This window comes from bacterium SCSIO 12844 (assembly GCA_024397935.1).
Classification (GTDB): Bacteria; Pseudomonadota; Gammaproteobacteria; order Francisellales; family Francisellaceae; genus M0027.
In genome coordinates this window covers 3,137,797-3,151,838 of the sequence record CP073743.1, presented here as the reverse complement: position 1 = coordinate 3,151,838, position 14,042 = coordinate 3,137,797, and the positions used below count along the sequence as shown (strand labels likewise).

The 14,042-nt window shown below is 32.5% G+C and carries 10 protein-coding genes; 2 read left to right on the top strand and 8 right to left on the bottom strand.

Translation table 11 applies throughout. From position 1 onward, the window contains the following. Nucleotides 1-2: 2 nt before the first annotated feature. The 6 genes from KFE69_13910 to KFE69_13885 all read right to left on the bottom strand — a co-directional run bounded on the left by KFE69_13910 (nt 3) and on the right by KFE69_13885 (nt 9,757). A complete protein-coding gene (locus KFE69_13910; GenBank protein UTW42543.1) occupies nt 3-3,320 on the bottom strand; it encodes a UvrD-helicase domain-containing protein in 3,318 nt (1,105 codons plus the stop codon). A gap of 86 nt (nt 3,321-3,406) precedes the next feature. Then, nucleotides 3,407-5,356 carry an EAL domain-containing protein gene (locus tag KFE69_13905; GenBank protein UTW42542.1) on the bottom strand — a complete coding sequence of 650 codons (1,950 nt, stop codon included), beginning with the start codon at nt 5,354-5,356 and terminating at the stop codon, nt 3,407-3,409. 33 nt (nt 5,357-5,389) lie between these two features. Beyond that, a complete protein-coding gene (locus KFE69_13900) occupies nt 5,390-6,667 on the bottom strand; it encodes an ATP-binding protein (GenBank protein ID UTW42541.1) in 1,278 nt (425 codons plus the stop codon). Between the two features lie 6 nt (nt 6,668-6,673). Continuing rightward, the gene (locus tag KFE69_13895; protein UTW42540.1) at nt 6,674-7,027 is read right to left on the bottom strand and encodes a PAS domain-containing protein; all 354 of its coding nucleotides are present in this window, start codon (nt 7,025-7,027) and stop codon (nt 6,674-6,676) included. A gap of 131 nt (nt 7,028-7,158) precedes the next feature. Next, entirely contained in the window at nt 7,159-8,577 is a 1,419-nt protein-coding gene (locus KFE69_13890) for a S8 family serine peptidase (protein UTW42539.1), read from the bottom strand. A gap of 211 nt (nt 8,578-8,788) precedes the next feature. Then, nucleotides 8,789-9,757, bottom strand: coding sequence for an FUSC family protein (locus tag KFE69_13885; GenBank protein ID UTW42538.1), 969 nt, complete (start codon nt 9,755-9,757; stop codon nt 8,789-8,791). 253 nt (nt 9,758-10,010) lie between these two features. On the opposite strand from KFE69_13885, the gene KFE69_13880 reads away from it, so the two are divergent. Beyond that, nucleotides 10,011-11,213 (top strand): MFS transporter, encoded by a 1,203-nt coding sequence (locus KFE69_13880; protein ID UTW42537.1) that lies wholly within the window; start codon nt 10,011-10,013, stop codon nt 11,211-11,213. Nucleotide 11,214: 1 nt separating this feature from the next. Then, nucleotides 11,215-12,156, top strand: coding sequence for a homocysteine S-methyltransferase family protein (locus tag KFE69_13875; GenBank protein ID UTW42536.1), 942 nt, complete (start codon nt 11,215-11,217; stop codon nt 12,154-12,156). Between the two features lie 14 nt (nt 12,157-12,170). Here the strand turns inward: KFE69_13875 and KFE69_13870 are convergent, their stop codons facing one another. Beyond that, nucleotides 12,171-13,484 carry an outer membrane protein transport protein gene (locus tag KFE69_13870; protein ID UTW42535.1) on the bottom strand — a complete coding sequence of 438 codons (1,314 nt, stop codon included), beginning with the start codon at nt 13,482-13,484 and terminating at the stop codon, nt 12,171-12,173. An 81-nt stretch (nt 13,485-13,565) separates the two neighbouring features. Next, a complete protein-coding gene (locus tag KFE69_13865) occupies nt 13,566-13,967 on the bottom strand; it encodes a hypothetical protein (GenBank protein UTW42534.1) in 402 nt (133 codons plus the stop codon). Between the last annotated feature and the right edge of the window lie 75 nt (nt 13,968-14,042).

The following is a 14,042-nucleotide window of genomic DNA, read 5'->3' as shown; positions in this document are numbered from 1 at the left end:
ATTTATATCGAAATTGACTCTAAATGATCTAAGATAGGGAAATAAAGAAAGGTTTTAATCGATTGATTAGATAAATGCTCTCTTATTAAGTAATGATAACGTTTTATTTGATCTTTATGCTGATTAATCTCGTCACTGATAAATCTATCAAGCGAATCATTGTTATCATTATTATAATGTGTTGTTTTATAATCGATAATAACGATATTATTTTGTTTATCTATTACAAGTAAATCAATAATTGACTTTTGAAGCTTCTCTTTAAATGTTGGTGCTATATGATATAAGCTATATTCACAAAAGATTTGCTTTGCTTGAGAAAAGTATTGGTTTAGCTTTTTATTATTTAATGTATTACCTACTGCTTGATGAATGATTTCTTTTAATATTAAAGCCTGTGTTTTTTCAATACCAGCAAGATGTAGTTGTGTCGTGATTAAATGATTAAGGTAAGTTTCATTGGGGTAAGCTAACCAAGCTTGTTGTTTTATTAATTGCTCTAATAAATAATGGATAGTATTACCGAGTATTTGACCTTCTAGTTTAAAAATATCAAAAGGCTCAGGTAGATTATTTTCATTAAGATTATCATGATCTAATGGAATTAAAGTTGGTGGCTTTATTGCTTGTAATAATTTGCGTTGAAATATTTGATTTTGATGATTTATTTGACTTAATTCTTTATTGGATTGATCAGCTTGCCAATGATTAGCTGTTGCAGGATAAAGCGAGCTAAAAAAAGAGCGTTTATTTGCCTTAACATGGTCAATATCAAAAGCTGCAAAACAATAAAGATAGGACTTTGCTCGAGTGGCAGCAACATATAATAAGCGATCAGTCTCATAAGCTAGACGTCGGTTATTATTATCGGTAATTAGTTGATAAAAGGCATTGGCATGTTTTTGCCAACGATGTGCTTTACTTGCCAGTAATAGGCGAAACTGATGATTATCATCATGGTAATAATCATAGTTTAATAATTGATGGTCATTAGCTTTGGGTGCTTTATTTAATCCCGGTAGGATAACAATATCAAACTCTAAGCCTTTTGCTTTATGAATGGTCATAACATCAATGCTTGCATCTGAACATTTAGAAGAGCGTAAAGTTTTCAATTGTTGATAAAAGGCTTGTTTATCGATTAGATGACCACAATCTTCAAAGCTAGATAGTAGTTCAAAGAATTTTTCGATCTCATCAAGTTGATTTTTCGGATAATAACTAGGCCCATTTAAACTCAGCCATAGATTATGTAATACTATCGATAAGGGTAGTTTAAATCGCTCATTTATCGCTTTATTCAGCATTAATAGTTGATCTTTAAAGTGATCGCTTAGGGTTAAGTCAGTTATTGTTGAATTGAATAGATAATAGCTAATGCTATGATAGGAAGACTCATCAAACTCCTTTAATAATAATTCAATGCGATTAAAGTCGATACCAAATAAGCGAGAAGTGAGTAGTTTTGTTAAGCTTAATTTTTCAGCTGGAGATAAAATAACTTCTAATAATGCCAGTAAGTCTTCGATTACCGCTAAGTGATACAATGATTCAATTTCTGTTTCGTTGTAAGGAATATTGGCTAACTTTAATTGTTGAATAATTTGATTAAGATGATTTCTTGAGCGGGCTAAAATACCAATAGTTATTTTTGGGCTGGTTACTTGGTGTTGTTTAATAATTTCAATGATTTTTTCTGCTTCACGATGATCATTCGCAATGCTAACTAATGAAATATTCGATTGCTGTTGATGTTGAAAGACAGCTTCTGATGGGTGATAGCTAATTGCACCGAATGCTTTTTGATCAACTTTAGGAAAAATTTGCCTAAAGGTATGATTAACCCAATCGATGATTGTTTTATCTGATCTAAAGTTACATTGAAGATACAGTGGGGTTAATAAGAGATCACCAATACCATCTTTAGCATTTAAAAATAATTCAACCTCAGCTTGGCGAAAGCGGTAAATTGATTGCATCGGATCACCAACTAAAAATAAGCTACGTCCATCACCTTGTTGCCAGCCACAGGTTAGTGATTTGATGAGTTCATACTGTAGTTTAGAAGTATCTTGAAACTCATCAACTAATAAATGCTCAATTGCATAATCAAGATATAGCATTAAATCAGTTGGATCATCTTTATAACCTAATGCTGTAATTGCTTTAATTGCAACTTCACTAAAGTCAACCTTGTGACTTTGAGAAAATTTAAGGTAAAGGTACTGTGCCGATAAGAGTAATATATCAATGATATCTGTAAGTATTTGCCATTGACTTGGGTCATAGATTAATGAAATCGATTTTAAATCAGTACACAGTTCGATTAACCTGTTAACATCGTCGGACTCACCTAATACACTTAAGATATCTAACAGTTTTGATTTTTGTTGTTTTTGATGAGCCTTTTCATCCTTTTTGGTGCTTGATGTGGGAAAGCCATCATTTTTAGTCAGACGTTTTTTTAAAGTATTATCTTTGGTAATAAGTAAATGGTTAATTAAAAATTGCCATCGTTTTAAATTATCTAAGTCTACTGAAAGTTTTTGATTTTCCATATCAATGGCAAGATTCTTAGCTGCATAGCTAGATAAATCTTCTAAGTCGTCATGATAGGGTTCTAAGTATTGATAAAGTTCAGTTAAATATGTTTTTATTATTTGAGCAAAATTATTTTCTAAGGTTGATTTTCGTAGTTGTTCATTGGCATTAACTAGCGCTTGTAACCACTGCTCTCTTATTATAAGCATACGAATAATAAGATCATAAAATTGAGTTAAATTATTATCTAAATGATTTAATACGTTATTTAATTGTTGGTATTTAGGGTGTTGTAAGTTAATTTCTTCTAGCATCATATCAATGGCTTGACGATAGATTGTATTGATATCCTGTGCAATTTCAACGTTGGTTAAAAATTGAGATCTTTCAGGCATCATCATCGTTAGTTTCAGTGAGAGTGCATCAATCGTTGTAATTGAAAGTCGATTAGGGTTTTCTAATAATTGCCAGTTGTATTTTTGATCTTGAAGTAGTACTTTTTGTGCTAAATCATAGGTTTTTTTCTTATGCTTATCTAGGGGTATTTTATTTGCCTTAGCTAAGCTTAACGCTTCAATAATGCGTCGGTGCATTTCAGATTGAGCTTTATTGGTAAAAGTAATGGCAATAATGGATTCAGGTTTTTTTACGGCACTTAAAAGTGTTAGAAATCGTTGTGATAGTAATTCTGTTTTACCTGAGCCTGCTGGTGCTTGAACGATAAAGGACTGGCTAATATCTAATGCTTTTTGGCGTTGTGCTTGATCAATAATATCCATAAATAAGATCAGTTAAATCGTTTAAATAAGTTGTTATTTTAAGCGATAGATTAGGCTTATAAAATAAAAAAGTACCTAATAATAAACTATTCTTTTAAGTTAGAAGGTTGGTGTTGCCAGTTTTTAATAAATTCGACAAAGTCATCAGGCGGCATTGACTTTGATAAAAGATAGCCTTGCATTGAGTCGCATTGATGCTGTTTTAAGAAATCATATTGTACTTGATTTTCAACGCCTTCGGCAATTACATGATAATTTAGCGCATGTGATAGTTCAATAATTGCCTTGATGATTGGCTGTTTGTCGTCATTTGTAGCGACTTTTGATATGAAGGAACGATCAATTTTAACAATATCTACAGGTAGCTCATTTAAGTAGCTTAAAGATGAATAACCAACACCAAAATCATCAACAGATACCTTAAGTGAGTCACCTAAAATTTTGCGTATATCCGTTAGTTTTTTAAGAATATCATCATAAGATTGAATCAATTTAGACTCTGTAATTTCAATTTCTAAATTTTGTGGTGAAATTTTGTATTGAGTTAGCATATTATTAATAATACTAACAAAGTGTTCTTCACTTAAAAATCGTGCTGAAGCATTAACAGAGATTCGAATATTTTCTAGCAGTTTATTTTTATGCCATAGTTGAATTTGTTGACATACTTCTTTTAAAACATATTGATCTAAATGCACAATCAAATCAGATTCTTCAGCAACATTAATAAAGCTGCCTGGCATTAACAAACCTTTTTTAGGATGCTTCCATCTTACAAGAGCCTCAGCACCAACAATCTCTTTATTTTTAAGTGAAAGTTTAGGCTGGTATTCAACAAAAAATTCATTTTTTATTAATCCTTGATGGATATCTTGAATCATCGCATGTTTATGAATAATTTTATTATTGAGTTTTTTGTTATGCATCACAACGCGATTTTTACCACTGTTTTTAGCTTGATACATGGCAATATCAGCATTTTTTAATAAAGTATCAGGTCTTTTAGCATCGATAGGATATACTGCAATTCCAATGCTTGTGCTGATAATAAGATTTTTTTTACCAATTGAAAAAGCCTGTTTTGAAATGGCATTACTAATTCGTTGGGCAATGGTTAAGACATCATAGCCATGGTTTAAATTCTTAAAAGTGATAACAAATTCATCACCACCTAAGCGAGAACAGACAACGGGATGATCTTTAACTTCTGAATGATAGCGTCCTAGTATGTCATTTTTACGTAATGACTTTTTTAAGCGTTGAGCAATCTTAGCTAGTAGCTTGTCACCAACATTATGACCATAAGTATCATTGATTTTTTTGAAATTATCAATATCGAGAAAAAATAAAGCAACCAATGTGTTATTATGGTTGGCTTGCGCAATACTATCTTTTAATAGCTCGTTAAAAAACAACCGGTTAGGTAGTTGAGTTAATGAATCATAATAGGCTAAAAAATTAATTTCTTCTTTTGCTTGGTTTAGCTGGTAGATTTGTTTTTTTAACTCAAGCGTTTGTGATTCAATTTGGTTTTTCATATCGAGTAATAATAGCCATTTTTCACAGAGTGACAAAATTAACTGTTGTGCTTCAATGGCCTCAAATGGTTTTTTAAGGATTATCCAGCGTTCAGGTGACTTTAAGATAGTAATCATATCTTCCCAGTCATAGTCCGAATAAGCTGAACAAAAAACAATTTGTAAATTAGGCTCTATTTGTAATAACTCTACGGCTGTTTGTACACCATCAATACCACCTGGCATGCGAATATCGACAATGGCGACTGAATAGGGTATTGTTTTTTTAGTTGCCTGTTTGACAAGCTTAATGCCTTCTTCGCCAGAATAGGCTGAATCAATTTGAATATCGACTAAGGGTAATACTTTAGTTTGTGTTGTATTATTCTTTTCAAAGATTAAATTTTCAAGTTGGTTGAGATCACTATCATGATCTGTCGGTGAAAATATTTGTTTGAAATCATCATGAATCGATGCGGTATCATCAATGACAATAACCCTGTAACTTGGTTTATTCACAATCTACCTCTTGATTAATCATAAAACTATATATTACAAATTTTTAATTATAGTATATTTATCTTTAGGTATTTCATAAGGTAGTTCTAATATCATTGTCATACCTTTGCCAACACCATCACTATTAGCATATAAAGCACCACCTAGTTCTTTTGCTGCAATGGCTGATGCATGCAGCCCTAATCCATGACCTTGCCTTTTAGTGGTAAAATTTGCTTTAAATAAATTTTTAACCTTAGTTTTATCTAATCCTATGCCATTGTCTTTGACATAAATTTGAAAGGTATGTTTATTTTTATGTTTAAGGTTTACTATGAGTTGTTTATTTGAACTTTCATTGCACTCATTCAATGCTTCAATACTGTTTTTAATTAAATTAACTAGAATTTGCATGATTTTGACTTGATCAGAAATAGGTGTTTTGACTTCACCGGTTTCTTGAGTTACATGAATATTGGATGCTTTAATCATCACTTGGTTAATGGCTAAGGCATCACAAATAATATCTTCTAATTTAATCTCTTCAGCAACACCGCCAAGTTTTGACATAGCATTTTGTGCTTTAACGATATGTGTTACATGTGTGACATGTTTGGTTAATTGATGGATATATTTTTCTATTTCAGAGTGTTCTCTAGCTAAATTTTGTGATAAAGCATATAAGTATTCTAATACATGTTTACCTTTTATATCTTCTGAAAAAAAAGGGCCTAACTTTCCTTTATTATCCTCTAAAAATTGTGTTAATTGAATTAATTGCGGTGATTTGTTTTGTTTAAGTTGTTTATTAATCATAGTGATTGAGGTAATAATACTATTTAATACATTACCGATATTATGTAATACACTACTGGCCATATCTTTCATACCCGCTTGTCTTTCTGCAAGGGCAAGCTTTCTTTGATAGTTTTTTTCCTGAGTAATATCTCTTAGTACGATAACAGATACTGGAATATCATTTAAAACAGTGGTTGCTTTATAAGTAATTTCATAAATTAATTGGTCTTGATTAAGTTCTATTTGGCACTCTAATTTTAAGTCATTGAGGTTTTTTTTCTTTTGATTATGTAGATACTGTTCTAAAAAAAATGGTTGATCATCTTTTTTTAAGTTAATAATCTCATTAAAATTTGATCCAAGTACGAGTATATGTGGTTTTTGTGTTAGTGTATCAAATGTTTTATTACACCACTGAATTCGCCACTTTGCATCTACCCAGCAAATTGCTTCATTAATAATACTAAAAGCTAACTCTACATTACTTAAGGTATTTTGTAGATTACTGAGAACTTTGAGTGTTTCCCTATTCATAGATATCTACTTATAAGGTGTAATCGTTGCGGCAACATGCCACTGACCATCTATTTTTTCAGCACAGATCACATGCTCTGCGTTAAATTCATCGCCATTTTTATTAACAGCTAATAAATCCAATGCTTGTCCTAAAATACTGCCTTTACCTGTTGTAATAAAGCGGGCGAATCCAAGATGATGGGCATCATGTAAATGCTCAGGAATAATTAACGTTAATGGTTCACCTTCAATTTCATCATAGCGCCAACCAAATACATGGCTAAATTGATCATTGACAAAAGTTACAATGCCTAATTCATTGGCAATAATCACAGGTACAGTTTGATTATTTTTTATCTCTTGGAATGTCAAACTCATCAAAAAACTCCTTATCTACACATCAATCGTACATTATGTAAGTTAAGTGTAGTGAATTTTAGTGGATATGTTTTTATCAAGTTGTAATTGAATAGAAAAATAATTTATCCCCCCGCTTTTTTTAATATTTTTTAATTGACAGCAATTGATGCATCTAATATACCGTCAGTTGTGCTAGACTGTAGTTTTTTCTGTACATCTTGATAATTAATACCGCTATTAACAGCGTAAACTAATGCTGCGACACCCACAACATGAGGTGTTGCCATAGAAGTACCCTGCATAAAGCCATAGCCGTTATTAATCGTTGATAAAATTTCTTTTTCAGTGTGCTTGCGATCTGAGTCATTGCCACCAGGTGCTTTGACTGGGAAGTTATTACCAACAGTTTTTGGGTTATTGGCCGTATTAGAGTAAAATGCCATTTCACCTTCTGGACCTGTTGCTGAGACAATCACAGAGTCACCACTAGTACAGCCGGCAGGTAAAGATTCAGAGACATCAGTTGGACCAAAGTAGTTACCATTACCTGCAGCAATTACTAAAGTTGCATTATGTTGATGAGCTGCATCAACAACATATTGCCATTTTTTACAATACTCTTGAGCAAATGTATTCCAATCTTTATCACTAGTCCATGGTTGTTTCTGTGCGCCAAGAGATAAATTAACAACTTGTGCTGGATGTTCATTAACAGGTGCACTTGTTGGAATCATATCGTAACCTGGATTTGCACCAACTGCCCATTCAACACCAGCATCAACAGCATCAAAACTACCAGAGCCACTATCACTTAATACTTTAACGGCTACTAATTTAACCGAAGGTGCTTTAGCTGTAACACCAAGGACAACTGGACCTTGAGCACCAATGGTACCAGCAACATGTGTACCATGGAAACCACTACCAGGACCATGATCTGTTGGATCATTGGTAAAGGTGACAGGCTCTGAACCACTTTGACTAAAATACAATCCTCGAATGACTCGGTTATTGATGTCAGTCGGTGCATTAGACGCAATACCAGTATCGGTAATAGCAACAGTTACATCAGAGAGATTTTTATTTTTCAGTTGATCCCATGCGCTATCTGCATGAACACTATATGGGCCATGCATATCCCATTGTTCATCCCAACGGCTACCTGAACCTGAAATCGTTGCATCTTTAACGACTAAATTAGGTGGGTTTAGACCAATTGCTTTCATTTTAATACCACGATAAACAGCATACTCAATTGAGTCATCTTTTTGTAATGCTCGTGTAATTTCCATGGCTTTATGAAAGTTATCAGCTTCTTGTGTGTTGGCATTATTTGTGCTTAATGACTGTGCATTATCATTGGTTTTAAAAACAAAGACATATTGATTATTTTGCTTTTGTACATTGCTAAGCTTGGCAATCGATTGAAGGCTTGAAGTATCTAATGCATTAATCGAATTGATATTAGCATTATCTTTTAACTTCACTGTAAAACTTAAGTCTGAGGCAAACCCTGTTGCACTTAAGCATAGTATTGAGCCAATTGCACCCGCTAATAACTTTTTCATCTTTTTAAGACTCCTTGTTGTTTAGTCGATTAAAATTCCTTTTGATCTGTCCGATGCTTAATCTAAACTTATAGCGTTAACTTTGATTAAAAAACAATCGAACCAAAAATTAAGCTAGCATAGATCAGTTATAAAAATAAATAGCGTTATTATAAAATAATCACAAAAAAATAAATCATAAATATTTGATTCATATTAAACAAATGTAATTTTAATAAATGTGTTTTTGCAACAATTTAAGATGATTTAAGCTATAACTTAAAGAATAGCCAATGAGTCCGCCTAATAGGACATCACAAATACGATTTAAGCTAATTGAAATAAAATAATCACTGGCAAAAAGGCTAATAAAAAAACAACGCACGGCAAAACCATGAATATAGTGTTTAAATGCTCTTAAACTTAAAATGATACCCATAAAGCTAAGGTAATGTATTAATTGCAGAAGATGGCTGTATGGTGCGCATAATAATTGAATTATAAAAATACTGATGATGCCAAGTGGTAATCCAATAGATGCTCCTTTAAGTCGTTTGATCAATTTTTGATGTGTTTGATCGATATTTAGGCTTGTAACGGTTAATGCCGACCAAATAAACCATTGTGGTTGTGGTATGTTAAAGAGATACCATAAAACAAGTGTTATCATTAAGACAGTTGGATAAGCTAAATAATCTAGTGAATCTGTTTTTTTTAGTTTAAAACTAATTGCTAATTTCTGTGTATGATGTGTTTCAAATAAAATACCTAAAAATAAGCTTGTTAAGCTTAATAGAAAAATAAGGCTTATAACATCTAAACTTCGATGTATAAAGTAATGATTAATCTCAAAACTAGAATAGATAAGTCCAATAAATAAATAGGCACTAATTGGGCGATAGGATGGTTTATTTTTTTCAATAACACTGATGATAAAACCAATAATAACTAAGCTTATGATAAATATAAGTGGGTATTGAATGATTAAATAAGACAGTACTTCTGTCGCTAGAAATAAGCCAACTAACATCAATAAGGCAAATTTTAAGTTTTTATGCTCTGAGTAGGGAATAATACTACAAACAGCATAAAAGGCTGCTAATAACCAGAAGTCTTGGTGTGTTATAAAAGCAATACTTGCGCTAGGTAATAAGATACAACATAATTGTCGTAGTTTATCAAATCGAATTAAATTTTTCATATTAATAACGGAATTTAAGGTTAGTTATATTAAACATAATTTATAGTTTTTCGCTAATTAATTATGATTTTAATGGATTTTTTATTTTTTTATATTTAGTTTAACTAACCATATGATTAGTGAATAACTTAGTTTGATGGCGCTTGCATGAGAAAAAAATTATTGACTAAAGATTAATCCTTATTGAAATGGCTGAATTAAACTTTTATTTTGTAGATAGTTTTAGAGATTGATTACAACTCAAAGGATGATGATGTTAAAAAAAATTGCGCCGTGTTTTTTTGCAATTATAATCGATGCGTTAGGCTTTGGCTTAGTTTATCCAACACTTGCTGCATTATTTACAGCAGCCAATAGTCCCGTTTTACCAATAGATGCGACCGGCAGCTTACGTCATTTTTATTTAGGGCTTGGTTATATGCTATATCCTTTATGTATGTTTTTTGGTGCCTCTTTTATGGGTGACTTATCTGATGTTTGGGGGCGTAAAAGGGTCTTACTTATTTGTATGTTTGGCATATCATTAAGTTTTTGTTTAATGGCAGTAGGTGTTCTAGCACAAAGCTTATGGTTGCTTTTTTTAGGTAGAGGTTTATCAGGCTTAGCTGCAGGAAGTCAGCCAATTGCACAAGCCTGTATTGCTGATATTAGTACTAATAAGAATAAAGCAAAAAATATGGCTTTAATCTCAATGAGCTATAGCGTTGGTGTGGTCTTAGGGCCATTAATTGGGGGAGTGATGTCAGATCAGGCGCTAGTTGGGTGGTTTAATTATGCAACACCATTTATTGTTGCCGCTACTTTAGCATTAATTGCCGTTATTTGGTTGTTCTTTTTTAAAGATACTCATGTTGTTGTCAGTCACAAAAAATTGTCATTAATAAGACCAATACAAATCTTTATAGAGGCTTTCTATCATAAAACGATTTGTAGATTAGCGTTAGTTTTTCTATTAATGCAAGTTGGCTTTAGTATTTATTTTCAATTTATTATTGTGCATATGAAATATGTACATCATTATTCAAATTGGCAGTTAGGCGCATTACAAGGTATGCTTGGCTTAGGCTTTGCTTTAGGTATTTTAATTGGTATACCGCTGGCATTACGTTATTTTAAACCTAGATCAATCGCGATTATTACACTATTTTTAACCGGATTTTTACAATTAGTCTCAGCTATGATTACAGTTGAATTATTACAATGGCCACTTGCCGTATTCATTGCTGTATTTGACATGATGGCATTTTCAAGCTTATTAACTTTATTCTCTAATGCAGTGAATGATCAATTACAGGGCTGGGTTATGGGTATTTCAGGCTCTGTAATGGCAGTTGCTTGGATCATTACAGGCTTAAGTGCAAATAGTTTAAGCTTATTAACAACAGCAACACTCATTGCTATTGGTGGCGGAATCCTTATTTTATCAAGTATCATATTATATCGAAGTGGGGTGTAACATGAAGTTATCAAACTTATTAAAAATATATGACTATATTTTTTATGATGGTCCAATGGAAACAAGAGTTGAGTATGGTTGGAACTTACCTTTAGATAAAGAAATGTCAATTTTTCGTTTATTAGAAACACAAAAGGGCAAAGATGCATTAAGAGAGCTTTATCGTAGAGATATTGAAGTTGCTATCTCAGCGAATGTACCAATTATATTAAATGCACCAACATTTAGAGCATCAAAGGAACACTGTCAACGTTTAGCTCTTCAAGATGATTTAGCTTATATCAATCTGATTAATCAAAAATGCATAGACTTTGTTCGATCTATTAGTAGCGAATATAAAGACTTTGCAGAAAAAATAGTTATTACGGCACCGATTGGACCTAAGTTTGCAGGTTTTACCCCTGATAAAATAACGGATTTAGAAGCTGAGATTAATTATCATAGCGAACAAATTAATGCAGTGGTTACTGCTGGCGTAGATTTAATCTCTATTGCAGCAATGCCTGGGGGAGTTGAGTGCATTGGTGCTGCAATTGCAGCCAGTCAAACAAATTGTGATTATAGCGTTGGGTTTGTCTTAAATAAAGAAGGGGCGTTACTTGATGGTATGTCCATTAATCAATTAATTGATGAAATTGAAAATGCTACGAATAGAAAGCCCATTGGTTATATTATTGGTTGTACACACCCAAGTGTTGCTAAAGTAGTATTATCAGAAAATCCAAAGTTAGCTGGTTATATTATAGGGATTAAAGCTAATGGCTCTTCAAAGCCACCTGAGGCGCTATTAAAACTAACCTCCCCTGAGGCAGATAGTCCTTGTGATTTTGCAGATGATATTTATCAATTACAAAATTACGCAAAACTTAAAATCATAGGCGGTTGCTGTGGTACAGATGCACAACATCTAAAAGCATTAATCGATCGATTTGTTAGTAGTTAATTTTTAGTTATTATCTATATTCTCCAAATTAATTGTAAACCGACTAAATCAGCAGAGGACTTAACTGTGCCATTAGTTGTTTGGAAAGTGCCAGTAATTTCTTGGGTCACATTAATCGATGCATCTTTAACAAAGAAGTGTGCATAAGATAATGCAATCGTTAATGATTCAATTGGTGTATATTCAATACCTGTTGCTAAAATAAAGCGGTTTTGATCAGGTATTTGTATATTTCTATACTCATCTGTTGTCGGAGTCATATCATAACCAACACCTGCTTTAATTTGCCATTTTGGTGTTATATCAAAAGTAGCACCAAGTGAGAAGTTCCAAGTGTTTTTAAAATCTTGAATAATGAGAACATTTTGATATGAAGTACCAAATGGTGTGACTACATTTTTTAATTCGGTTTGTTGAACTGAGTTCCATTGAGTGTAAATAACCGAAGCCATTAGAGAAAGTCGATCGCTTAAACGAGAATAATAACCTAAGTCCCACCATGCAGGTAGGATAATTTGTGTACTAAAGTTATAGCCTGATGTAGGTGAGCCAATAATCGTCACACCTGAAGTATCACCAGACATTTTAGTGTAGCCAGTTAAATTGGCCGTCATTTTTGAGTGATAGACTAACCCAATACGATTGTTTTTATTAATATTAACTAAGGTTCCAATATGAGTACCAAAAGTCCAGTCATCACCGCGATTTGTTACATAAATATTGGTAGGGGCAAAGCTATCATTGATATAAGCAAAAGAATTATCAAATTCACCCCTAACATAGGTAATATCAGCACCAATACCAAAAGAGAGGTAATCATTAACTTTAAAGGCAATTGCTGGAATAAAGTCAATTGTTTGTAATTGAGTTTTAGTACCAGAATATTGTAATGCAGTGCCATTACCATAATTAGTTTCTGCACCGAAAGGTGCAACAATACCTACACCAAATGCCCACTGTTTATAAGGGAAAACATAGTAAAAATTAGGTACAGGAGTAAATGTACCACCGTCAAGATTATTCACTGGCTGAGGCGTAGTTGAAGTAATCTGGCCAACATTTGTTTGTGTACCATCATAAATAATTCGAGTATTAACAAATTCACTACCTAGACTAAACTGTTGTGACTCTAAATTAGTCATGCCAGCTGGGTTATACCATACTGTAGATGCATCATTTGCAGTTGCTGAACTACCGGCATGATAAGTACCAAGGCTTCTGGCATCTTGTTCAAAGACTTGATAGGCACTTGCAAAAACGTTAGTAGTTATTGCATTGAAAATAAATAAAATAAAAGAATAAAATAAAAATTTAAAATATAATTTCACTGTCAATCCTTATTATATTTTAGTTTATTATTTTTAAGGTAAAATTTTTTATAAAAATAAATACTTATATCTGATGACTGTCTATGAAACAGAAATGATCACTTTTGCATGATAGTTAGTTTGATCTGGCGCAACAGTTACAGTAAATCCATCACCCTGTTTTACATCACTTACTTTACCTTGCTGCATATCGCCACTAATAGAAACATCGCCTTCTCCCATATAAGCGTTAGTCTTTGTATAGGTGAATGTACAGTGACCCGAATTAGCACCTGATAAGAAAGTACCTTGGACTAAAAACCATGGAACATCTTGGTTTGTAATAGCAGGTAACGTTGCTACTTTACCAACATTATTTTTGCATGAAACGCTAACGGTATTACTGTTATATTTACTTGCATCTCCGCTTAGCTCTAAACCTGCAAATGCAGTAGTTGATGATAAAGCAAGACTAGCAATAACAATTCCTAATGTTTTTTTCATAATATTAACTCCATTTCTATTAACTAAATTTCCTTTAGCAAGGCCAATATAATAAATAAAAATATATTTGTCACT